Origin of the sequence: Pseudomonas sp. MWU16-30323, from assembly GCF_020515595.1 — a bacterium.
GTDB lineage: Bacteria > Pseudomonadota > Gammaproteobacteria > Pseudomonadales > Pseudomonadaceae > Aquipseudomonas > Aquipseudomonas yamanorum.
In genome coordinates, this window is record NZ_JAIWYM010000027.1 from 1 (window position 1) to 20822 (window position 20822).

General features: G+C 62.1%; 17 protein-coding genes and 1 pseudogene. 6 read left to right on the plus strand and 12 right to left on the minus strand.

What is annotated here, in order from left to right:
- Positions 1–258 (minus strand): annotated as a pseudogene (locus tag LIY45_RS24110) (ribonucleotide-diphosphate reductase subunit beta); the annotation flags it as partial.
- Between the two features lie 318 nt (positions 259–576).
- Here LIY45_RS24110 and fae point away from each other — a divergent pair.
- From fae to LIY45_RS24130, 4 genes are all read left to right on the plus strand, one after another.
- Entirely contained in the window at positions 577–1089 is a 513-nt protein-coding gene (gene fae, locus LIY45_RS24115) for a formaldehyde-activating enzyme (protein ID WP_226477823.1), read from the plus strand.
- Positions 1090–1099: 10 nt separating this feature from the next.
- Complete coding sequence (locus tag LIY45_RS24120) at positions 1100–2134, plus strand: aldo/keto reductase (protein WP_093209405.1); 1035 nt, start codon at positions 1100–1102, stop codon at positions 2132–2134.
- Positions 2131–3564: an NAD-dependent succinate-semialdehyde dehydrogenase gene (locus LIY45_RS24125; protein WP_226477824.1), complete on the plus strand. Its 1434-nt coding sequence runs from the start codon at positions 2131–2133 to the stop codon at positions 3562–3564. The genes LIY45_RS24120 and LIY45_RS24125 overlap by 4 nt, the downstream gene beginning before the upstream one ends.
- Before the next feature lie 187 nt (positions 3565–3751).
- On the plus strand, positions 3752–5125 hold the full coding sequence (locus tag LIY45_RS24130; protein ID WP_226477825.1) for an MFS transporter: 1374 nt from the start codon (positions 3752–3754) through the stop codon (positions 5123–5125).
- Here LIY45_RS24130 and LIY45_RS24135 read toward each other — a convergent pair.
- The 8 genes from LIY45_RS24135 to LIY45_RS24170 form a co-directional block, all read right to left on the minus strand.
- The gene (locus LIY45_RS24135) at positions 5072–5947 is read right to left on the minus strand and encodes a LysR substrate-binding domain-containing protein (protein WP_226477826.1); all 876 of its coding nucleotides are present in this window, start codon (positions 5945–5947) and stop codon (positions 5072–5074) included. The two genes, LIY45_RS24130 and LIY45_RS24135, sit on opposite strands and share 54 nt — an antisense overlap.
- A gap of 148 nt (positions 5948–6095) precedes the next feature.
- Entirely contained in the window at positions 6096–7265 is a 1170-nt protein-coding gene (locus tag LIY45_RS24140; protein ID WP_093209411.1) for a hypothetical protein, read from the minus strand.
- An 84-nt stretch (positions 7266–7349) separates the two neighbouring features.
- Positions 7350–8987 (minus strand): ABC transporter ATP-binding protein, encoded by a 1638-nt coding sequence (locus LIY45_RS24145; protein ID WP_226477827.1) that lies wholly within the window; start codon positions 8985–8987, stop codon positions 7350–7352.
- A gap of 2 nt (positions 8988–8989) precedes the next feature.
- Positions 8990–9826 carry an ABC transporter permease gene (locus LIY45_RS24150; protein ID WP_226477828.1) on the minus strand — a complete coding sequence of 279 codons (837 nt, stop codon included), beginning with the start codon at positions 9824–9826 and terminating at the stop codon, positions 8990–8992.
- A complete protein-coding gene (locus tag LIY45_RS24155; protein ID WP_226477829.1) occupies positions 9823–10776 on the minus strand; it encodes an ABC transporter permease in 954 nt (317 codons plus the stop codon). The genes LIY45_RS24150 and LIY45_RS24155 overlap by 4 nt, the downstream gene beginning before the upstream one ends.
- Positions 10777–10843: 67 nt before the next feature.
- On the minus strand, positions 10844–12469 hold the full coding sequence (locus tag LIY45_RS24160; protein WP_226477830.1) for an ABC transporter substrate-binding protein: 1626 nt from the start codon (positions 12467–12469) through the stop codon (positions 10844–10846).
- A gap of 389 nt (positions 12470–12858) precedes the next feature.
- Complete coding sequence (locus LIY45_RS24165; RefSeq protein WP_226477831.1) at positions 12859–14085, minus strand: Xaa-Pro peptidase family protein; 1227 nt, start codon at positions 14083–14085, stop codon at positions 12859–12861.
- A gap of 52 nt (positions 14086–14137) precedes the next feature.
- The gene (locus tag LIY45_RS24170; protein WP_226477832.1) at positions 14138–15019 is read right to left on the minus strand and encodes a hypothetical protein; all 882 of its coding nucleotides are present in this window, start codon (positions 15017–15019) and stop codon (positions 14138–14140) included.
- Between the two features lie 114 nt (positions 15020–15133).
- On the opposite strand from LIY45_RS24170, the gene LIY45_RS24175 reads away from it, so the two are divergent.
- Positions 15134–16048, plus strand: a complete 915-nt coding sequence (locus LIY45_RS24175) for a LysR family transcriptional regulator (protein WP_226477833.1) — start codon at positions 15134–15136, stop codon at positions 16046–16048.
- Here LIY45_RS24175 and LIY45_RS24180 read toward each other — a convergent pair.
- Positions 15986–17185: an MFS transporter gene (locus tag LIY45_RS24180; RefSeq protein ID WP_226477834.1), complete on the minus strand. Its 1200-nt coding sequence runs from the start codon at positions 17183–17185 to the stop codon at positions 15986–15988. The two genes, LIY45_RS24175 and LIY45_RS24180, sit on opposite strands and share 63 nt — an antisense overlap.
- A gap of 313 nt (positions 17186–17498) precedes the next feature.
- Between LIY45_RS24180 and LIY45_RS24185 the strand changes: the two genes are divergently transcribed.
- Positions 17499–18428, plus strand: coding sequence for a LysR substrate-binding domain-containing protein (locus LIY45_RS24185; RefSeq protein WP_032899060.1), 930 nt, complete (start codon positions 17499–17501; stop codon positions 18426–18428).
- A 728-nt stretch (positions 18429–19156) separates the two neighbouring features.
- Here the strand turns inward: LIY45_RS24185 and LIY45_RS24190 are convergent.
- Together LIY45_RS24190 and LIY45_RS24195 are read right to left on the minus strand one after the other, a co-directional pair.
- A complete protein-coding gene (locus LIY45_RS24190) occupies positions 19157–19642 on the minus strand; it encodes a GFA family protein (RefSeq protein ID WP_226477835.1) in 486 nt (161 codons plus the stop codon).
- A 34-nt stretch (positions 19643–19676) separates the two neighbouring features.
- The gene (locus LIY45_RS24195; protein ID WP_226477836.1) at positions 19677–20588 is read right to left on the minus strand and encodes a LysR family transcriptional regulator; all 912 of its coding nucleotides are present in this window, start codon (positions 20586–20588) and stop codon (positions 19677–19679) included.
- Positions 20589–20822 lie beyond the last annotated feature (234 nt).

A 20822-nucleotide genomic window follows, 5' to 3' on the forward strand; every position in this document is an offset into this window, starting at 1 on the left:
TTTTTCGTCAACGGCGACGCGGGCGGCGGAGCCTTCGAGCTCGGCGAGGCCTTCGGCGACGTCGAGTTTGTCGAGGGCAGCCTTGGCGCGGATGATCGCGGCGGAGTCGCTGGCGGTCACATTGCGGGCTTCAAGGGCGGCGGCAGCGCCGGCGCCGTCGAGGCGGTCCATGTTGGCTTCGGTGGCGTGGCCGGCGTTGGCGCCTCGGATGACTACGTCACCGGTGTCTGGTTGATCTGCTTCATCCCAACTCAGCATTGAATTGCTCCTTCCTGGTCCGTTTGACGGCGTGACCGCGTTCAAAAATGTGCGTTTTGCAGGCTTCAAGGCATTGAAATACTGCGCATAGTGTGGTCGGTATTCAGCGTTCTTGCACACTATGTAGTGGTTGTCTGTGTTTGTGGGCACACTATATGGGGTGTAACAACGATGGTCAACGCGCAAGACGGGCCCGGTGGTCGCAGGGCCATGACCAAAACTCACACCCCCATGACTTTTAATGGTTACGGCCGCCACCCGGGCCAGTGCTAAAAATTCGCCAACCAGCTCCCCATAACAATAAAGAGCGTTTGCGAAATGAAAACACTTGATCTGTACATCGGCGAAGGCTTCGAAGGCCCAGGCGTCAATGCTGCCCACATCAACATCCTGATCGGCCCACGCAACGGCCCGGCCGGCCAGGCGTTTGCCACCAGCCTGGCGTCGCCAAGCCAGGGCCATTGCCCGTTCATGGTGATTGCCCAGCCGAACATCCCGGTCAAACCCATGACCCTCTACGTCAACAAGGCCGCCATCGGCAGCGACTTGCACGGCAATGCCACCTGGGGCGCGTCCCAGGCCGGGATCGCCAAGGCGGTGCTCGAAGCCTTGCTCGACGGCACCCTGCCGCCGGAAGCCGAGGACGAGTGGGCCATCGTCACCGCCAACTGGGTCAACCCGGCCTGCGACGACCTGGATGCGGTCTACCTGAACAACTACAACGCCTGTCGCACCGCGATCCGCGCCGCCCTCACAGGCTTGCCCCACACCGCGCAATTGGCGGACGTGGTCAACCACATCAGCAACCCTTTCTACACGCCAAAAGCCTGAGGACATCCCCATGCAATACATTCGTTTGGGCAACTCCGGCCTGCAAGTCTCGCGCCTGTGCCTGGGCACCATGAACATGGGCACCCCGGACTGGAAACCGTGGATCTTCGATGAGAAGCAAAGCGAACCCATCGTCGCCCACGCCCTGGACAACGGCGTCAACTTCATCGACCTGGCGGACTTCTATTCCGCAGGCGTCGGCGAAGAAGTAGTAGGGCGCATCCTCAAGCGCGTTGCCCGCCGTGAAGACATCGTGGTCACCACCAAGGTCGGCTACGGCACCCGCAGCGGCATCAACGCCAGCGGCCATTCGCGCAAGCACATCATGGACAGCATCGACGCCTCCCTGAGCCGCCTCGGGATGGATTACGTCGACGTGTTCATGCTGCATTACTTCGACGTGAACACCCCGGTGGAAGAAACCATGGGCGCCCTCAACGACATCGTGCGTTCCGGCAAGGCCCGCTACATCGGCGTGTCCACCATGCTCACCGGGCAACTGGCGAAAATCCTCATGGCCTGCGAGCGCAATGGCTGGGTCAAGCCGATCAACATGCAACTGCAACTGAACTGCGCCTACCGCGAAGAAGAACGCGAGATGATCCCGTTCTGCCGCGACCAGGGCCTGGGCGTCTCGGTGTTCAGCCCGCTGGCCCGTGGCTTGCTCACCGGCGAAGTGCAGTCGACCCGCAACCAGACCGACTTCTTCACCCAGCAGATGTACAGCGACCAGGCGTCGTTTGACATCGCCCACTCGGTGCAGCGTGTGGCCCGTGCCCGTGGCGTGTCCAACGCGCAGATCGCCCAGGCGTGGGTAGCCAACCACCCGGGTGTGGACGTGATGCTGGTGGGCGCCGACACCACCGCACAATTTGATAGCGCGCTCGCCGCTTTGGACACCCAACTGGATGCGGAAGAACTGCACGAGCTGGAACGCAACTACACGCCATGCGATGTGATCAACGACTACACCGCCGGCAAACGCATCCTGCGCAGCGCCCGTCCGGGCCTGGACCGTTTTAACCTGATAGAGGCCGTGGCATGAACCCGCTGATTCGCACAGGCAATTTCATCGATGGCCAATGGTCCAGCGGTGGGCCGGTTTACCCGGTGCTCAACCCGGCCAATGGCGCGCAAATCGCTGAGGTGCAACGCGCCGGGGCCGAGGAAACCAACCTGGCCATCGCCGCCGCCAACCGTGCGTTGCCGGCCTGGCGCAAGCTCACCGCCAAGGAACGCAGCCAGCGCCTCAAGCGCTGGAGCGACTTGATGCTGAGCAACCAGAAAGACCTGGCGCACCTGCTCAGCCTCGAACAGGGCAAGCCGCTGGCCGAAGCCATGGGCGAAGTGGTCTACGCCGCGAGCTTCCTGGAGTGGTTCGCCGAAGAAGCCAAGCGCGCCTATGGCGACGTGATCCCGAGCCACAAGGCCGATGCGCGGATCATCGTAACCAAGGAAGCGATTGGCGTGGTCGCGGCGATCACCCCGTGGAACTTCCCCCTGGCCATGGTCACCCGCAAGGTCGGCCCGGCGCTGGCGGCGGGGTGCACGATGATTCTCAAACCGTCGGAAGAAACCCCGTTGTCGGCCTTCGCCCTGGCGGTGTTGGCGGAGCAGGCTGGGATTCCGGCCGGTGTGTTCAACATCGTGTCCGGCGATGCCGTGGCCATCGGCGGCGCGCTGCAAGCCTCAAGCGTGGTGCGCAAGCTGTCATTCACCGGCTCCACCCGCACTGGCAAGCTGCTGATGCGCCAGGCGGCCGACACCCTGAAAAAGGTCTCCCTGGAATTGGGCGGCAACGCGCCGTTTATCGTGTTTGACGATGCCGACCTGGACGCCGCCGTCAAAGGCGCCATGGCTTCCAAATTCCGCAACACCGGCCAGACCTGCGTCTGCGTCAACCGCTTCTTCATCCAGGACGGTGTGTACGATGCGTTCACCCGCAAACTGGCCGAAGCGGTGTCTGCGATGCGTGTCGGCAGCGCCCTGGAGGGCGAAACCGAACAAGGCCCGCTGATCAACGCCGCGGCCCTGGCCAAGGTCGAAGCCCACGTTGGCGATGCTTTGGAGAAAGGCGCCAAGCTGCTGTGCGGCGGTCGTCGGCATGCGTTGGGTGGGACATTCTTCGAACCGACCATCCTTACCGAAGCCCACGGCGAGATGTTGATCGCCCAGGAAGAAACCTTCGGCCCGGTGGCGGCCTGCTTCCGCTTTACAGATGAAGCCGAAGTGCTGCAACGGGCCAATGACACGCCGTTTGGCTTGTCGGCCTACTTCTACAGCCGCGACATCGGCCGCGTATGGCGCATGGCCGAAGGCCTGGAAGCGGGCATGGTCGGGATCAACGAAGGGATCATCTCCACCGAAGTCGCGCCGTTTGGCGGGATCAAGGAATCGGGCCTGGGGCGTGAAGGTTCCAGGTACGGCCTGGAGGATTACCTGGAGATCAAATACCTGTTGATGGGCGGCCTCTGACCCCATTCATCCAAACAACACCGATCCAATGTGGGAGCTGGCTTGCCTGCGATAGCGGTCTGCCGGCCCCCCATGATGCAACTGACCCACCGCCATCGCAGGCAAGCCCGCTCCCACAAAAAAGCCCCCACATCACCATCGGCTTGCCCGCTGTTACTCCGTCAAGAACAACAATATGGAGAACACCATGTCCACCCCATCCATCAAGATCGACGACCTGCCTATCGGTCGCTTCCACCTTAAAATCGCCGGCCTGACCTTCGGCGCCCACTTCACCGACGGCTATATCCTCGGCCTGATTGGCATCGCCTTCACCTTGCTCAGCCCACAGATGCAACTGGACGCCTTCTGGCAAGGCTTGATCGGCGCCTCGGCCCTGATCGGGCTGTTTATGGGCAGCCTGTTCTTTGGCTGGATCTCCGACACCCTCGGCCGGCAGAAAATCTTCCTGGTCAGCTTCGTCCTGATCACCGTGGCCTCGGTGATGCAGTTCTATGCCGAAACCGCCATGGGCCTGTTCCTTTGCCGCGTGTTGATCGGCATCGGCCTGGGCGGCGATTTCAGCGTCGGTCACGCGATGCTCGCCGAGTTCTCGCCCAAGAAACACCGTGGCGTGCTGCTCGGCTCCTTCAGCGTGGTCTGGACCGTTGGCTACGTGGCCGCGACCTTTGTCGGCACCGCCATGCTCAGCCTGGGCGATGACGCTTGGCGCTGGATGCTGGCCTCGTCGGCGATTCCTGCCGGGCTGATCCTGCTTGCGCGCATCGGCACCCCCGAATCACCGCGCTGGCTGGTCAATCAAGGCCGGATTGCCGAGGCCCGGGCCATCGTCAAAAAACACCTCGGCGAACACGTGGTGCTCGATGAAGAACCGTCGAGGCAAACCCGCTCCGGCTACGGCGTGCTGTTCAGCCGCGAATACCGCAAGCGCACCGCGTTCAACTGCCTGTTCTTCGTGTGCATCGTGATGCCGTACTTCGCCATCTACACCTTCCTGCCATCGATCCTGCAGAAGATGGGCCTCGCCGAAGGCTTTGGCACCGAGTTGCTGCTCAATCTGCTGCTGATCATCGGCGCCTTGATCGGCATCTGGTGCACCGTGAAGTTCTCCCGGCGCGGGTTCCTGATCAACGCGTTCATCATCCTGGCGGCAGCGCTGTTCCTGCTGGCGGTATTGCCGGGGAGCATGGCGTGGTTGATGGTGCTGACGTTCGGCGTGTTCACTCTCGTGCTGTCGGCCGTGAGCAACCTGGTGGGCGTGTTCCCGGCGGAGAGTTTCCCGACTGAAGTGCGGGCCAGCGGGATTGGCCTCGCCACGGCCGTCAGCCGCCTGGGTTCGGCGGTGAGTACCTTCCTGTTGCCGGTGAGTGTGGCCGGGATCGGCCTGAGCCCGACCATGGGCATCCTCGCCGCCATCCTGGTGCTGGGGGCGATCATTTCCTGGGCCTGGGCGCCGGAAACCAAGGCGCTGACCTTGAGCCAGGCGTGCAAGGCCGAAGCACCGGTGTCAAGAATTGCTCACCCGGTTCAACCACTGCGTAAACAAGCGCACCTTGGATAAACCCTGCTTGTCACTCGCCACATCCAGCCAATAGCCATAAGGGCCGATCACCTCCACCGGGGTGATCGGCAGCAGGCTGCCATTCGCCAGTTCGCGCTCAATCATCTGCCGGTCGATCACCGCCAACCCACCGCCGGCCAGTGCGGTGTGGATCACCTGGTCCAGGGTGCTGAATTCCAGGCCCTGGTCCGCATCAATATCCTCCCGGCCCATGGCCGCCAGCCAGTTCTCCCAAACCTTCAAGCGCTTGCCGTCGTGCAGGATGTGCAGCAGGGGAAAGCGCCGCAGGTCAGGTGGCTGGCCGTCGCTGAACAACTCCGGGCTGGCGACGGCGATGTGACGTTCCATCACCAACAGTTCACTGCTGCAATGCGTGGCCGGTTCCAGGCCGAAGCGGATCTGGCAGTCGATTTCCGCCAGGCTTGCGTGGCTGTTCTGGTGGGTGACGCTGAGGTTGATGTCCGGGTAACGCTCGCAAAACCGGCGCAGGTGAGCGGACAACCAGCGGGTGGCCCAGGTCGGCGGGGCGACGATGCGCAGGCGCTGGCGCAGGTTGGGCACGCGCACGGCGTGCAGGGCGCGTTCGATATGGTCGAAGGCGTCGCTCAGGTGCGGCGAGAGGGCGAAGCCGGCTTCGGTCAGGGACAGGCCCTGGGGCGTGCGGATGAAGAGGGCGACGCCGAGGTAGTCTTCCAGTTGTTTGATCTGGCGGCTGACGGCGCCCTGGGTGACGTTGAGGCCCACGGCGGCCTGGCTGAAGCTGCGGTGACGGGCGACTTCTTCGAAGACCCGGAGCATGTTGAGGGAGGGCAGTTGGCGCATGAAATGGATTCCACACTTATTATTTTTATGGTGTCAGTACTGACGCTATCGCAGGCAAGCCAGCTCCCACATTTTGACCGCGGCGCCGATCAAATGTGGGAGCTGGCTTGCCTGCGATGAGGCCCGTTAAAACGCTGGAGATCTTAAGTCAGAAGTAATACCCAATGTTCATATACAACTGATTCTCCCACTGGTTACTCCCCCCAGCCCCCAGGCTCTCGGTATAGCTGCTCCCGCCAATATACGGGTCGTTCTTGCCGATCAACCACTCCGTCGCCACCCACAATTTGCTGACCGAAAACGACGTCCCCAGAATCACCCGCTGCGACGTCTTGAACTGATCCTCGGACTTATCAAACGCACTGTAGTTGGCATACAGCTTCACGCCGCTGATCTGGTCAAACAGGTACTTGCCCCCCACGTCATAGCTCAAGTCCGCCACATACAAGTTGCCCCGGCTGGCCACGTTGAAGGTGCCGTCGTACCCGCCCAACGTCACCACACTGTCGGTGCCGGGGTTGCGTGGCGACATCTGCTGCCGTGCCGCCTGCAATTGCACGCCCCATGGCCCGTTCTTGCCCAGGTAGTGGATGGCGACCGCGTTGCGCCGGCCATCGTCGTTGGTGTCCTTGTTCTCCAGGGTGGAGGTCAGGCCGGAAAGCCCCACTTCCGATTTCCAGCCCCCCAGGTCCATGGCCTTGGCCACCCGCACCACCACGGTGTTGCGTTCCTGGTTGTTGCTGCCGTCGCCCACGTAGCTGTCGGCTTCGGAGATCACGCTGGAATAGGTCACGCCCTTGCTCGTGCCTTTGCCTTGCCACGCCGGGCGCAGGTAGTAACCGGCCTGGATGTTCCAGTCACCGCTTTGCTGGATGTACTTGGCGCCCACCTGTTGCACATCTTCCAGGCCGATGACGTTGCCCAGGGTCTCGTAGAAGGTGCTGCCGAAGTACGGCTGCAAACCAAACGGCACCGTATTCAGCCCCACTTGCACCTGCTGGTCGGGGTTGAACTTGTAGCCCACCCAGGCGAACTTGGCGAACTGGATATCGCCGTAGTTCTTGGTGTACTGGTACGGGTAGGAGCGCCCGTAGAAACGGTACTGCGCTTCGCCGATCCAGGTGTCGGAGTTGTACTTGGCGCTGAGGAACGCGGTATCCAGGCCGAACTTCTGGATGCCGCGATCCGGGTCGTAGTCCCAACGGGCGCGTATGGCGCCGCCGAGGTCCAGGTTGTCGGTGACTTGCACGGCCATGGCCGGTGCCGCAAGGGCGCCGAGCACAGGGACCAGGGCGATGTAACGAAGGGTTGGTCGCATGGTTTTGCTCTCGTTATTGGTTATTTTTTGGCAACAGCAGCCCCTTGCCGCAGCGAACGCTGCGACGCGGGGTAAAGGGTTGGCTCAGTGGGCTTGCGGGCGAATCAGCCGCAGCGGCGGGCCGGCGGCGGGTAGCTCCGAGGCGCCGGGGGCGGCCGCCAGCAAGGTCTGGGTGTAGGTGTTTTGTGGCCGCAGCAACACTTGCTCGGCAGTGCCGTATTCCACGACTTCGCCCTGGCGCATCACCGCGATGTAGTCGCTGATCTGTGCCGCCACCCGCAGGTCGTGGGTGATGAACAGGATGCTCAGGTTCAGGCGCTGTTGCAGTTCAGCCAACAGCTCCAGCACCTGTTTCTGCACCGAGACATCCAGGGCCGACACGCTCTCATCGGCGATCAACACTTCCGGGCGCATCGCCAGGGCGCGGGCGATACCGATGCGTTGGCGCTGGCCGCCGGAGAACTGCCGGGGCTTGCGCTTGAGGGCATCGCGTTTGAGACCCACTTGTTCCAGCAGATCACCGGCTTCGGCCCACGCATCCTTGGCCGACAACCCACGCAGTTGCGCCGCACGGGCGATGATGTCACCCACCCGATGGCGAGGATTGAGGGAGCCGTACGGGTCCTGGAAAATCATCTGGATCCGCCGCCGATTGGCCGCCAGCGCCGAGCCGCGCAAGGCCAGGAAGTCAGTGTCGCCGACCCACACATGGCCACTGTCGCTGTCCACCAGGCGGATCGCCGCTTTCACCAATGTACTTTTCCCCGAACCCGACTCGCCGACAATCGCCAGCGTCTTGCCCCGGGGCAGTTGCAGCGAGACATTGCGCAAGGCCGCCACCGAGCTGCCGCCGACGGTGTAGGTCTTGGTCAGGTTCTCGATGCGCAACGCCAGGTCGCCGTCGGCACTCGGTGTGTGCAGCTCTGGATGCAGCGCCGGCACCGCCGCAATCAGCTTGCGGGTGTAGGCGTGGGCCGGAGCGTTCAGCACCTGGTCGCGCTCGCCGATTTCCACCAGCCGGCCGCCTTCCATCACCGCGATACGGTCGGCAATCTGCGCCACCACGCCGAAGTCATGGGTGATAAACAGAATGCCGTGTTGCCCGCGACCGCGCAGCTCGCGCACCAGCTTCAGCACTTGCGCCTGGGTGGTCACGTCCAGCGCCGTGGTGGGCTCGTCGGCGATCAGCAAGTCCGGGTTCATTGCCAGGGCCATGGCAATCACCACCCGCTGGCATTGGCCGCCAGACAGTTGGTGGGGAAAGCTGTTGGCAATCCGTGGCGGGTCCGGCAGTTGCGTCGATTCCAGCAACGCCAGCATGCGCTCGCGACGTTCGGCGGCGGGCATCTGCGGCGCATGGATATCGAAGATCTCTTCCACTTGCTTGCCGATGCGAATCGCCGGGTTCAGCGCCGCCATGGGCTCCTGGAAAATCATCGCAATGCGGTTGCCCCGCAACTGGCGCAAACGCTCCTCATCGAGGGTGCAAATGTCATCGCCGAGAAAGTCGATCACGCCTTCGGTATGCCGCAACCCCTTGGCGTAGTCGCCCATGATCGCCGCCGACAGCACGGACTTGCCCGAGCCGGACTCACCGATCACGCAAAGGATTTCACCCTTGCGCACTTCCAGGCTGATGCCCTGCACCGCGTGGCTACGGTCGGCGCCGACGGGCAGTTCGATGGACAGGTTCTGCACCCGCAGCACTTGTGTGGGGTTCATGCTCAACTCCTTGCGCCTTTCTGGGCGTGTTCATCCAGGCCGTCCGCCAGCAGGCTCAGGCCCAGCATCAGGGTGGAGATGGCGATGCACGGGAAGATCACCAGGTGCGGGAAGGCGATGGCCATGGCGCGGCCGTCGTTGATCATGCCGCCCCAGTCCGGTGTCGGTGGTGGCAGGCCGAGGCCGAGGAAGCCCAGGGCGCCGATCATGATCGCGGTATAGCCGATGCGCAGGCAGAAATCGACAATCAGCGGCCCGCCGCAGTTGGGCAGGATTTCCACCAGCATGATCCGCAGCGAGCCTTCGCCCTGGGTGATGGCGCTGAGCACGTAGTCGCGGGAGCGGATGTCGATGGTCAGGGCGCGCATGATCCGGAAGATCGCCGGCGCGCTGGTGAAGGTCACCGCAATCAGGATATTCAGCGCCGAAGCGCCGAGGGCGATGATGATCACGATGTACAACACCAGCACCGGGAACGACAGCACCGTGTCCGCCACATACGACAGCACGCTGTCGACCCAGCCGTTGAAGTAACCGGCGCACAGGCCCATGGCGATGCCGACGGCAAACGCGGTGAGGGTGGCGAGGATCGACCAGAACAGCACGGTGCGGGTGCCCCAGATCAGCCGCGAAAGAATGTCGCGGCCAATCATGTCGGTGCCCAGCAAGAAGCTCTGGCCGTTGTCGCCTGCGGTCATTGGGGTGAGTAAGGGCGTGAAGCTTTCCAGCGGGTCATGGGGCGCGATCCACGGCGCAAACAGCGCGATCAGCACCCAGCCGCCCACCAGCAGCAGGCCGAGCAGCGCCAAGGGATGTTTGAAGGAGTGCAGGACATTCATTGGGCACCTCCGCCGAGGCTGCGCAGGGTGATGCGCGGGTTGAGCCAGGTGTAGGCCAGGTCCGAGAAGATCTTGGTGATGCCCACCACCACGGCACTGACCATCGCGCAGGCTTCGATCAGGTACACGTCATGGTTCAGCGAGGCGGTGTACAGCAGCGAGCCGAAGCCCTTGTAGGCGAAGAACACCTCCACCACGATCACGTTGGACAGCAGCCACGGGATGTACAGCATGATCACCGTGACCGGCGCGATCAGCACATTGCGCAAGGCATGACGCAGCACGATGCGTGAGGTCGACGCACCCTTGAGCCGTGCAGTGCGGATGTACGGCGCCTGCATCACTTCCACCATCGAGGCGCGGGTGATGCGTGCCAGGTAGCCGATGCCGAACAGGCACAGCACCATCAACGGCAGCACCAGTTCCACCGAGCTGAAACCCTCGCTCATGCTGCTGACGCCGGGCAGCCAGTTGAGCCAGAACACAAAGATCGCCGAGACGAACACCGCGCTGGCAAAGTCGGGAATCGAGGTGGTAACAATCGACAGAAACGACACCAGGCGATCCAGTACCGAGCCCTGGCGAATCCCGGCGAGCACGCCCAGGGTCAGCGCCACCGGCACCATCACCAACAAGGCCAGGCCGGCCAGGATCAGGGTTTGCGCGAGGTTCGGCAGCAGCAGCTTGATCACCGATTCGCGAAAGTACACCGAGGTGCCCCAGTCGCCGCTGACAAAGTCCTTGAGCCACACCAGGTAGCGCCACACAAAGGGTTGGTTGTAGCCATGTTCCACCAGCCACGCCGCGCGCTGGTCGGCGGCGGAATAGGGGCCGAGGACGTTGATCGCCACGTCTTCGATGTTCAGTTCCAGGGCCAGGAACACGATCAATGACACCGACAGCAGGGTCGCCACCAGCGCCAATAACTTGCGCATCAGAAAATGAGCCATGGGTGCATGCTCCGACTGTTCAAGGGATGCCTGCCCGAATGCGGGCAGGAAGCAGGAGGCGCCTGAATCAAGCGCTCATCCACACACGGTCCATCGGGTAGAAGTCGGAAGGGTGCACCTGGAAGCCCTGGACCTTTTTGCTCACGGCGGTGAACTTGTCGCCCCAGAACGGCTGCACGATCACGCAGGCGTCCTGCAGGATGCGTTCGACTTCTTCCATCGCCACGGCGCGCTGTTTCGGGTCGATGATGCCCATGGCCTTGTCCAGCGCGGCATCGAACGCCGGGTCGCTGTAATGGCTTTCGTTCCAGGCGCCGCCGCCGCGGTAGGCCAGCTCCAGGGACATTACCCCGAGCGGACGATGGGCCCAGTAGGTCAGGCTGAAAGCGGCCTTGTCCCAGATCGGCCAGTACTGCGCAGCGGGGATCACTTTGAGGTTGATGCGGATCCCGGCTTCCAGGCAGTTCTGTTGCAGGATCTGCGCACAGTCCTGCTCATAACGGCCCTGGGTGTTGCCGACGATCAGGTCGATGTCGATGCCGTTCGGGAAGCCGGCCTCGGCCAGCAGCTTTTTCGCCGCCGCCACGTCGCGGTTGCGCTTGGGCAACGGGAAATATTCGGGGTGGGAGGGCGCCACATGATGGTCTTCGCCAAGGGTGCCCATGCCGCGATAAGCGATCTTCAGCATCTGCGCGTTGTCGGCGCACAGCACCACGGCCTTGCGAATGCGCAGGTCGGTGAAGGGCTTCTGGTCGCAGGCCATGCGCATCACCACGGTTTGCGCGGATTTGCAGGTGAGCAACTGGGCACCGGGCAAACGCTTGGCCAGGTCCAGCTCGGCCACGGTCACGCGGTACAGCACGTCCACTTGCCCGGCTTGCAGGGCGGCGAGGTGAGTGGACACGTCGGTGCCCATGTCGACGTAGCGCAGCTCGTCGAGGTTGGCCGGTTTGCCCCAGTAATCGGCGCGCTTGGCGAAGGTCGCCTGCTTGTTCACCGCGAACGACACCAGCTTGAACGGTCCGGTGCCCAACGGGTTTTTCGCCCAGTCATCACCGGCCTTGAAGCTGCGGTGCACGATGGCGCAGGTGAAAGCGTTGAGCATCTCCGGGATCGCCAGGATCGGCCGCTTGAGCACCAGGCGGAACTGGAAGTCGCTGACTTTCTCGAAGGCCTTGATGTCCTGGAACGCGGTGCGGTTCACCGACTTGGAGTCTGCGGCAATCCAGCGTTCGATATTGTGCTGCACGTCGTCGACGTTGAAGGTGTCGCCGTTGCTCCACTTCACGTTCTGGCGCAGGTTGAAGGTCCAGGTGGTGAGGTCTTCCGACGGGCTCCAACTCTCGGCGAGATACGGGTGGGTGATGTTGTCAGCATCGACCCAGGTCAGGTATTCCACCGAGTTGCGCAGCAGGTTCGAGGCTTCGATCCAGGTGATCAGCATCGGGTCCTGGATTTCCTGGATAGCGCAGGCAAACCGCAGGCTGCCGCCCTGGCGCGGCTCGGCGGCCTGGGCGTCATTGCCCAGCAGTGCGGAGCCGAGAAAGGTGCTGGCGCTGGCCACGGTGATGCCCAGCAGCGCGGCCGTGCGCAGGAATTGGCGGCGGTTGATTTCGCCGCTTTGCACGTGGGCACACAGATCATTTACGGCTGGATGCGGCGCGGCGCCGTCCAGGGTAGTCAACTCTTTCATAAGCCTCTCCGGTACTTGCGAATGTGCGTTTTTTTGTTGAACCGCAAGGGTCAGTGGCGAACGCCGGGCAGGCGCGACCGTGACCGCTGTGAAGCCGGCAGAAGAACAAGGCGCAACGAAGTCGGGAGGGTGGCAATGGGACGGGACATAGGGCAGCTCTCATGTTGTTTTTATTAGAGATGCCCGCAGTTTTGTCATTTGCGCAAAGATCGACAAACGACAAATTCTGCATTGGAACGTTCTATAAACGCATGTTACATGTCGCTCCCCACCGACCGATCGTTCCCGCGCTCTGCGTGGGAATGCTGCCCCGGACGTTCCGCGTCCCCTCTGCGAAACGGTGACGCAGAGCGTCACGGGATGCATGCCCACGCAGAGCGTGGGAACGATCAGTAGCGCAACAGGCGCGGGTCGAACGGGTAGTCGGAGAGCAACTCGATGCCGTGTTCGTGGATGTAGATCTGCTCTTCCAGCTTGACCCCTTCGCCGCCGTCGTCGTGGCCGATGTAGCTTTCCACGCAGATGGTCATGCCGGCTTCGAACACGCCGTCGTAGCCGAGGGCATCAATGTCTTCGCGGTGCACCACGTAGGGGTATTCACCGGTCATGCCCACCCCGTGCACCAGGGCGAAGTAACGGTTGTTTTTGTAATGCTCGGGAATCTTCCAGGCCAGTTCCGCGTACTCCTTGAAACTGCGCCCGGCCTTGAGCATTTCCATATTGGTCTGCACCTGTTCGTAGGCCAGCTTGTACAGCTCCTGCTGCTTGGCGGTGGCGGCCTGTTCACCGCAGAGGAAGGTCCGTGAAAAATCGGCGTAGTAGCCGAAGCGCCCGACCACGTCAGTGTCCAGCGCTACCAGGTCGCCGGCCTCGATGGGCCGGGTGCTGCATTCCTGGAACCACGGGTTGGTGCGCGGGCCGGAGGACAGCAGGCGGGTCTCGACGTAATCGCCGTCGGTGGCGATCACGTGCTGGTGCAGGTGCGACCACAGTTCGTTCTCGCTGATGCCGGGGGTGAGCTTGCTTTCCATCAGCTGCACCCCGGCTTCGGTGGCGCGCAGGCTGGCGCGGATCATCTTGAGTTCGTTCGGCACCTTGATGCAGCGCGCACGTTCCAGGGGTTCCTGGGCATCGAAAATCTGATAGCCGAGTTTTTGCAATTCGAAGGCCGCGGCCGAGGTCGCGCTTTCAATGGCGATGCGTTTGCCGCCGCCGCATTGACGCACCAGTTCGTCGATTTCGGCGGCCCAGTCGGCGGTGACATTGCCCAGGAAACTTTCGCAGAAGTAATAGGAGATGGCCTTGGCCGGGCGCACTTCATCGACGGTGTTGAGGGTTTCGGCCAGGTGCAGGCAACCGCCGAACTCGAACACCACCACCGGACCTTCGGCCGGGATAAACGCATAGCGGGCCGGGTTGCGGGCCGAGTACACCTGCATGTTGCGCGAGCCGGTGGCGTAGCGCATGTGGGTGGGGTCGAACAGCACGCAGGCGGCGTAGTCGCGCTTTTTCAGTTCGTTGCGTACCCGTTGCAGGCGGTCCAGTTGGATCTGCTGGATCTCGTCATAGGTAGGTTCGCAATCGGCGGGGTGGCGGTTGGGGCCGGACAGACTCATGGGGTGTTCCTCGCAGGGCAAAGACGGTTTTTTAGTTTTTTGAGAGGGTGAATCAGTCGAGCAACTGGTCGCTGCGGACCAGGTTGCGTTCGGCTTGCAAATGGGCTTCGGACAGGCGTCCGTAAAGCTGCTTGGTGCGCTGGGCGCGGCCGATGATTCCGGGCTTTTCGGAGTAGGCGAAGATCGCTGTGTTGCGCTCGGTGGCGCCTTCGACACGGGTGACCCGGTGCACCGAAAAACGCCCCTTGAAAATCTGCAAGTCACCGGGGTTGAGCTCCAGTTCCTTTACCCGCGAACGGTCTTCGCCGCGTACCACCTTGCCCACTGCGCCGAGGTTCTCCTGGGTGCGGGAACGAATCATCGGCGCGTATTCGAACAGCCCACCGGCCTCGGGCTTCTGGGTCATCATGCTGACGATGAATTCGTTGGTGTCGAAGTGCCAGGGCTGCTCGGTACCGTCGGGCATCACGTTGATCACCAGCCCGGCGAACGGGTCGGCGTATTCGTAGATTTCCGGCTCATCGAGGCAGGCGCCGATAAAGCGTTTCATCATCGGCGATACGTACAGCCGGTGGATGATGGCGTCCGGGGCAATCATGTCGCGGGTCACAAAACCGCTGGTGCGCTCCATGAACGTGCGGCGCGGATCATCCTGGGGCAGGGAAGCGTCATCTTCGGTGAAGTAGGCATTGACCTTGCGCACCGAATAGAACGTCTTGCCCGACAGCGCCAGGCCTTCCAGGCGTGCCTGTTCCAGCGCGGCGGGGCGCAGGAAGTTCTTCAGCAGGCAGCAACCGTCTTCCGCCAGTTCGGCCCGGGCGTGTTCGACCAGGGCCTGTAATTGAACATGGCCCGAATCATGTATGGGATACAGCTCGGTATTAATAATGTCGCTGATATCGCCCACTTCAGCGTCAGCAAGTTGAAGGCTCATGCAAGACTCCCGGAACTATCAGTTGGTGTTTTTTGGCTGACCCGATAGTTGCTGAACGAGGTGCAAAGTGGAAATTACAAGTTGTGATCGAATCCATCGGGGAGGGCGATAGTTATGTCGGGCGAACTGGATGGCACCCTGCTTAAAGTGTTTGTGGCAATTATTGAATGCCAGGGTTTCTCGGCCGCCGCCGAGCGCCTGCACAAGACTCAATCCACCGTCAGCCAGAGCCTGCAGCGCCTGGAAGACATCGTCGGCACGCCGCTGATCCGCCGTACCAGCCGCTCGGTGGGCCTGACCCCCAGTGGCGAAACCTTTCTGATCTACGCCCGGCAGATCCTCAAGCTGCACAGCGAGGCCGTCAGCGCCGCGCAATTGCCCAATGAACAGGTGTGCATCCACCTCGGCATGCCCGAGGACTACGCCGAGTATTGCCTGGGCGGGATGCTCAAGGACTTCCAGACGCAGTTCGCCCAGGTGCGGCCCGACGTGTGCTGCGAGATGTCCACGGCCCTGGTGGGGCGCCTGCAACGGGGTGAGCTGGACCTGGTGCTGGGGGTGGAACACTCCGGTTTGCAAGCCGGCGAATACCTGTGTGACGAGCCGCTGGTGTGGGTGGCGGCGCCCAGCTGGAGCTGCGTGGGGCGTCAGTCGGTGCCGCTGGCGGTGTATGCCGAGGGCTGTGCGTTTCGTGCGAATGCGGTGCAGGCGCTGGCCCAGTCCGGACGCTCGTGGCAGGTGGTCTACACCAGCCAGAGTCCGCGGGGCATTGCGATTGCGATCGAGCAGGGGCTGTCGGTCGGCGTGATGGCGCGTCGCCTGGTGCCGCCTGACTGGCAGATCCTGGACGAGCGCCAGGGTTTCCCGCCGATTGCGCCGGCACGCCTGATGTTCTGGCGCTCAGCCGGTTGCCAGGTGCCGGAAGTGGATGCACTGGTGGAGATTCTGCGCCGGCAATTGGGCCACTCAGGGCATCTGGGCGGCCAGCGCCTCGGCCGTTTGTCGATGGGCCATGCGCTTCAGCAATAACAGGCTGGCCAGCACCCAGGCCACGATCCAGCCGTGCACCACCGCAAACTCGCCGGTGACTTGCAGCAACCAGCCGCACAGCGCATTGCCGGTGGCGCTCGCCAGGCCGTAGCTGACCATGCTCAGGCTCACCACCTGCAGGCTCTGCACCGGGCTGAGGCGGGCGCCGACGTAAGCGGCCATCAGGCCCCAGCACGGGAAATAAAACAGCGCGAACAGCCCGGCCGCCAGCCAGCTCAGTAACAGGCTGGGATGCCCGAGCAAGCCGAGCATGCCGAGGCCAAACGCGCCGATACTCAGGGCCATCACCCGCAACGCACCCCAACGGTCTGCCAGCGTACCCAGCAGCAAGCCACCGATGACGCCGCCGATGCCGATCAGCGTCCACATCGACCCGGTGACCGAGGCGCTGGCCTGCAACTGCTCGCTGACAAACGCCGAAAGGAAGTTCAGGAACGGCCCGCTGATGGCGCCGATAAACGCGCTGAGCACCACGATCTGCATCGCCACAGGTTGCGCCACACACAGCTTCAGCCACTGGCGCAGCACCTGACTCAGCGCAGGCGCCTTGACTTCCCGTGGCGCCGGTTCCTTGAGCGGGGCCAATGTCCATAAGGTCAGCAGCGTGACAACCAGTGTCAACCCGGCGCAGATCAGCCAGAACTGCCGCAGGGACAACCCTTGCAACAGCGCGATCAAAAGCCCGTTCAAGCACAGTGCAAAGGCCGACCCCGACGACGCCAGCCCCAATACCCGGCTGCGGTGAGTGGCCGGGATCACCTCCTGGGCCAGGGCTGAAATCGCGTTCCAGTTCGATACAGCGCAGGCCGACACCAGCGCCAGGCACAGCGCAAACGGCAACACCCACGGCGTGGCCACGGCCAGGGCCAGCAGGGCGGGGCTGAGGACGATGGTCAGGCGCACCATATTGCGCGGGCTGATCCACGCCGCCGCCAGGCCGCTGGCAATCGAGGCGCCCATGTAGAACAACTGCAACAGCGCGGCGATCAATGCGGCCTGGCTGTAACTGAGCTCAAACCCCAGGCGAATCTGCGGCAACAGCGCCGAATACAGAAACACACTGAAACCGTGGGTGGTGGCGTTGCAGGCGGTAAAGACAAGGGCCAGTAAACCCATACTTCGCCGGGATGAAACGGATGCGCTGGACATGGCCACGACTCGACAAGTTAATCGCGAAAGAGAGAGGCGAAGTTATAAGAAGTCCATCGGCAGACTAGCGTTTATGGTTGGGCGGCGACCAATGCTTAATTGTCTTAGTGTGCATGCGTTATTCGCATGCTATTTATGCGTGAGCGACGGGATACATCGATAAACGACACATTCGGTGCCTGGGGCGATTAATGCGCCGTCCACCCAGGGCGCTACCGCTGACCCGATACAAAAAGGTATGTTGTGCGGGTTATTTCCCCTGTGCTCCCGAGTGTCGTCCATGAAACGCAAAATGCCCGGTCTCAACGCCCTTAAAGCTTTCGAAGTCGCCGGCAGCACCGGCAGTTTTACCCGGGCTGCCGAGCTGTTGAACGTGACGCAGAGTGCGGTCAGTCGCCAGGTGCGCCAGCTTGAAGAACAGTTGGGCGAGGCCCTGCTGGAGCGTCGCCACCACCACCTGGAATTGACCAGTGCCGGGCGCGTGTTGCTACGGGCATTGCACCAATCGTTCGACAAGATCGAGCTGACGGTGCGCAGTATCCAGCAGAAGTCCCATGCCAATCGCTTGCACATCAACGCGCCGCCGACGTTTACCAATCGTTGGTTGATGCCGCGGTTGGGGCGCCTTCGCGAGCAGCATCCGGAGTTGGAGCTGAGCATTACCACGCGGTTGCAGGACAGCCTGGCGGAGACCAGCACCCTTGATTGTGCGATCCGGTTTGGCGATGGGGAATGGGATGGGTTGGACAGCTCGTTGTTGATTCAGGAGCGGCACATTGCGGTGTGCGCGCCGTCGTTGTATGCCCGGGAGTGGAGTGACGGGATAGACCTGAATCGCATGACGTTGCTGCATGTGCTGGCGCGGGAGGATCAGCGGTATTTGACCTGGAAGCACTGGCTGGATGCGGCGCGGATCAGTGGGGTTGATATCGAGGGTGGGTATGAGTTTGACCTGCTGGATTTGGCGATTCGGGCGGCGATTGATGGGTTGGGGATTACCATTGCGGATTGGCATATGGTGGCTTCGGAGTTGGCCAGTGGGCAGTTGACGCAGGTGTTGAATGTGCATGTGGAGGGGCATCAGTCGTATTGGTTGGTGACCCGGCCGGAGCAGACGGATACGCCGCAGTTGCAGGTGTTTGCGCAGTGGTTGCAGGAGGAGATTTGGTTGGCTCAGCGGCAGTTGGAGCCTTCTTTGGCGGCTGTTTGATTCGGTGTACATATCCGTTATTTAGGTAACGGCGACCTATGGTTCCGCTCTTACAGCGGGTCACTTTTGGCAAACGCCCCAAAAGTAACCAAAAGGTCTTTGCCCCACCACTCGGTGCCTCGCCTAGGCTCGGCATGCCCGCACTCCGGCCCGATTCCGCGGGCCGCCGCGACGGGCCATCCATGGCCCGGCGCGGCTAAATCGGCATCCCTGCCGATTTACCCGCTCCACCGTGCCTACTTGCGGCCATCGTGGTTAACGGGGCCCGCAGATCAAAATCAAAAGCAGATCAAAAGCAGAGCACAGCGGCCTCCCGGCCGGCTTGAGTGTTAAAAGCCAGATCAAAAGCCAGAGCGAAAACAGAGCTGCTTTTCTGTGGGAGCTGGCTTGCCTGCGATGCAGACACCTCGGTGCATCAGGTACACCCAGTTGATGCTATCGCAGGCAAGCCAGCTCCCACATTTGACTGTGCCCGCTTTTGATTTGGCTGTTGCTTTTGCTCTTCAACACTCAAGCCGGCCTGTAGGCCGCTGTGCTCTTGCTTTTGATCTTGATCTTGATCTTAGGCGGCCCACGGTCCAAAGCCGGAGTGAGGGCAACACCGAGCCTAAGCGAGGTGCCGAGTGGTGGGGCAAGAGCGTTTTGCTTACTTTTGCGCTCTTCAAAAGTGAGCCGCCGTAAGGGCGGAACCAATAGCGGCCGTTACCTAAATAACGGATATACACCCATCAGCCGAGCCCCAACCGCCCATGCCACTGGGCAATCGACTCCTCCGGATACTCCTCAAACTCCAGATCCCCCGGCCGAACACTCACCTCAACCCAAGGCGCCTTCGACCCCAACATCAAATGCGTATGCTCCGGCGGCACCGGCAACGGCGTATCAATCGCCGAAGCAAACGGATGAATCAACTCCGGCCACTCCGGACTGAACAACCACAACCCCGACCCACACTGCGAACAGAAATGCCGCTCAGCCGTACTCGCATGCGCCCGACCATCCCCCGGCCCTTTCATTCGCGCGTGATAAACCGAAATCAACTTACGCCCCCGCACCCTCAGGCTCTTGGCATCCCCGCCAAGATTGATCGCATACCCGCCACCCCCTTGAGTCTTGCGACAAATCGAGCAATAACACCGCTGATAGGGGTAGGGATGAGCACTCTCAAGACTGAACGTAACCGCGCCGCAATGGCAGGAACCTTCAAGCTGCATGACCTGATCTCCTTCGCAAAAGGTGAACGTTAGCTTAGGCGTCCGGCAGCCGAGGCGGTTCCATCTCGGGCATCAAGGTCGCGATCAACGCACGAATGGTGCCGGGCAGCGCCTCCAGCTCCCGCACCAGAATACTGCGCTCGCGCACCGCCCAAACCTCATCCAGTTTCACTGTCACCAACTGCATGGTCCGGCTGTGCCGCACCGCCGCCGACTCCGGAATGATGCCGATCCCGACGCCGGCCTCGACCATCCGGCAGATCGCCTCGAAACTCGACATCTGGATCCGCAACGACAGATGCTTGCCCAACCGTTCCACATGCTCACGCAGGAAACTCAGCAACGTGCTGCCGTCATGCAACCCGATATGTTGGTAGGCCAGGGTTTGCTCCAGCGTCACCGAAGGCAGGCCCGCCAGCGGATGCCCCATGGGCACCGTCAGCACCAGATGGTCGGTGCTGAAATGCAGCACCTGCAACCCCGACGCTTCCACTGGGCCGGCAATGATGCCCATGTCGCTGGTACCGTCGAGTACCCCTCGCACAATGTCCCGTGACAGCCGCTCCTGAAGGTCCACGGTCACGCCGGGACGCTGGGACAGGAATCCGGCCAGCACTTCGGGAAGAAACTCGGTCACGGCGGTGGTGTTGGCAAAAATGCGGATATGCCCGGCCGAATCGATGCCGTATTGGGTGAACTCGCTTTTCAGGTAATCCACCTGACGCATGATCAACCGCGCATGGTGCAACAGCCGTTCGCCCGCCGGGGTGATTTCCACGCCACGGCTGTCGCGGTACAGCAGGCGTGTGTCGAGCTGGCCTTCCAGGGCCTTGATCCGCGCACTGGCGGCGGCCGGCGAGAGGAACGCGCGCTTGGCGCCCTGGGTCAGGCTGGGGGATTCGGCGATATGGATAAACAGGCGTAAGTCCGCCAGATCAAAGTGCATGCAAGGCTCCGGGGCAGCGACGAAGAACCCATGTGGGAGCGGGCTTGCCTGCGATAGCGGTGGGCCAACCAAAGCAGTGTTGACTGACAGGGCGCTATCGCAGGCAAGCCAGCTCCCACATTGATCATCCGGGTGCTTGAGATCTTTTTATGGGCGATGGCGTTCAGCATAGCCGAACGCTGCTTTATTGAAATGCAAATTCTCAGAACGGCCAAGGCCCAGCATGATCCGGCT

Excerpts from the sequence above, each read along its gene's own strand:
- LIY45_RS24120 (WP_093209405.1), top strand. The coding sequence starts at position 1,100 with ATGCAATACATTCGTTTGGGCAACTCCGGCCTGCAAGTCTCGCGCCTG.
- LIY45_RS24135 (WP_226477826.1), bottom strand. The coding sequence starts at position 5,947 with ATGCGCCAACTGCCCTCCCTCAACATGCTCCGGGTCTTCGAAGAAGTC.
- LIY45_RS24185 (WP_032899060.1), top strand. The coding sequence starts at position 17,499 with ATGAAACGCAAAATGCCCGGTCTCAACGCCCTTAAAGCTTTCGAAGTC.
- LIY45_RS24170 (WP_226477832.1), bottom strand. The coding sequence starts at position 15,019 with ATGAGCCTTCAACTTGCTGACGCTGAAGTGGGCGATATCAGCGACATT.
- LIY45_RS24165 (WP_226477831.1), bottom strand. The coding sequence starts at position 14,085 with ATGAGTCTGTCCGGCCCCAACCGCCACCCCGCCGATTGCGAACCTACC.
- LIY45_RS24175 (WP_226477833.1), top strand. The coding sequence starts at position 15,134 with ATGTCGGGCGAACTGGATGGCACCCTGCTTAAAGTGTTTGTGGCAATT.
- LIY45_RS24190 (WP_226477835.1), bottom strand. The coding sequence starts at position 19,642 with ATGCAGCTTGAAGGTTCCTGCCATTGCGGCGCGGTTACGTTCAGTCTT.
- LIY45_RS24150 (WP_226477828.1), bottom strand. The coding sequence starts at position 9,826 with ATGAATGTCCTGCACTCCTTCAAACATCCCTTGGCGCTGCTCGGCCTG.
- LIY45_RS24125 (WP_226477824.1), top strand. The coding sequence starts at position 2,131 with ATGAACCCGCTGATTCGCACAGGCAATTTCATCGATGGCCAATGGTCC.
- LIY45_RS24140 (WP_093209411.1), bottom strand. The coding sequence starts at position 7,265 with ATGCGACCAACCCTTCGTTACATCGCCCTGGTCCCTGTGCTCGGCGCC.
- LIY45_RS24145 (WP_226477827.1), bottom strand. The coding sequence starts at position 8,987 with ATGAACCCCACACAAGTGCTGCGGGTGCAGAACCTGTCCATCGAACTG.
- LIY45_RS24160 (WP_226477830.1), bottom strand. The coding sequence starts at position 12,469 with ATGAAAGAGTTGACTACCCTGGACGGCGCCGCGCCGCATCCAGCCGTA.
- LIY45_RS24130 (WP_226477825.1), top strand. The coding sequence starts at position 3,752 with ATGTCCACCCCATCCATCAAGATCGACGACCTGCCTATCGGTCGCTTC.
- LIY45_RS24155 (WP_226477829.1), bottom strand. The coding sequence starts at position 10,776 with ATGGCTCATTTTCTGATGCGCAAGTTATTGGCGCTGGTGGCGACCCTG.
- LIY45_RS24195 (WP_226477836.1), bottom strand. The coding sequence starts at position 20,588 with ATGCACTTTGATCTGGCGGACTTACGCCTGTTTATCCATATCGCCGAA.
- LIY45_RS24180 (WP_226477834.1), bottom strand. The coding sequence starts at position 17,185 with ATGGGTTTACTGGCCCTTGTCTTTACCGCCTGCAACGCCACCACCCAC.
- fae (WP_226477823.1), top strand. The coding sequence starts at position 577 with ATGAAAACACTTGATCTGTACATCGGCGAAGGCTTCGAAGGCCCAGGC.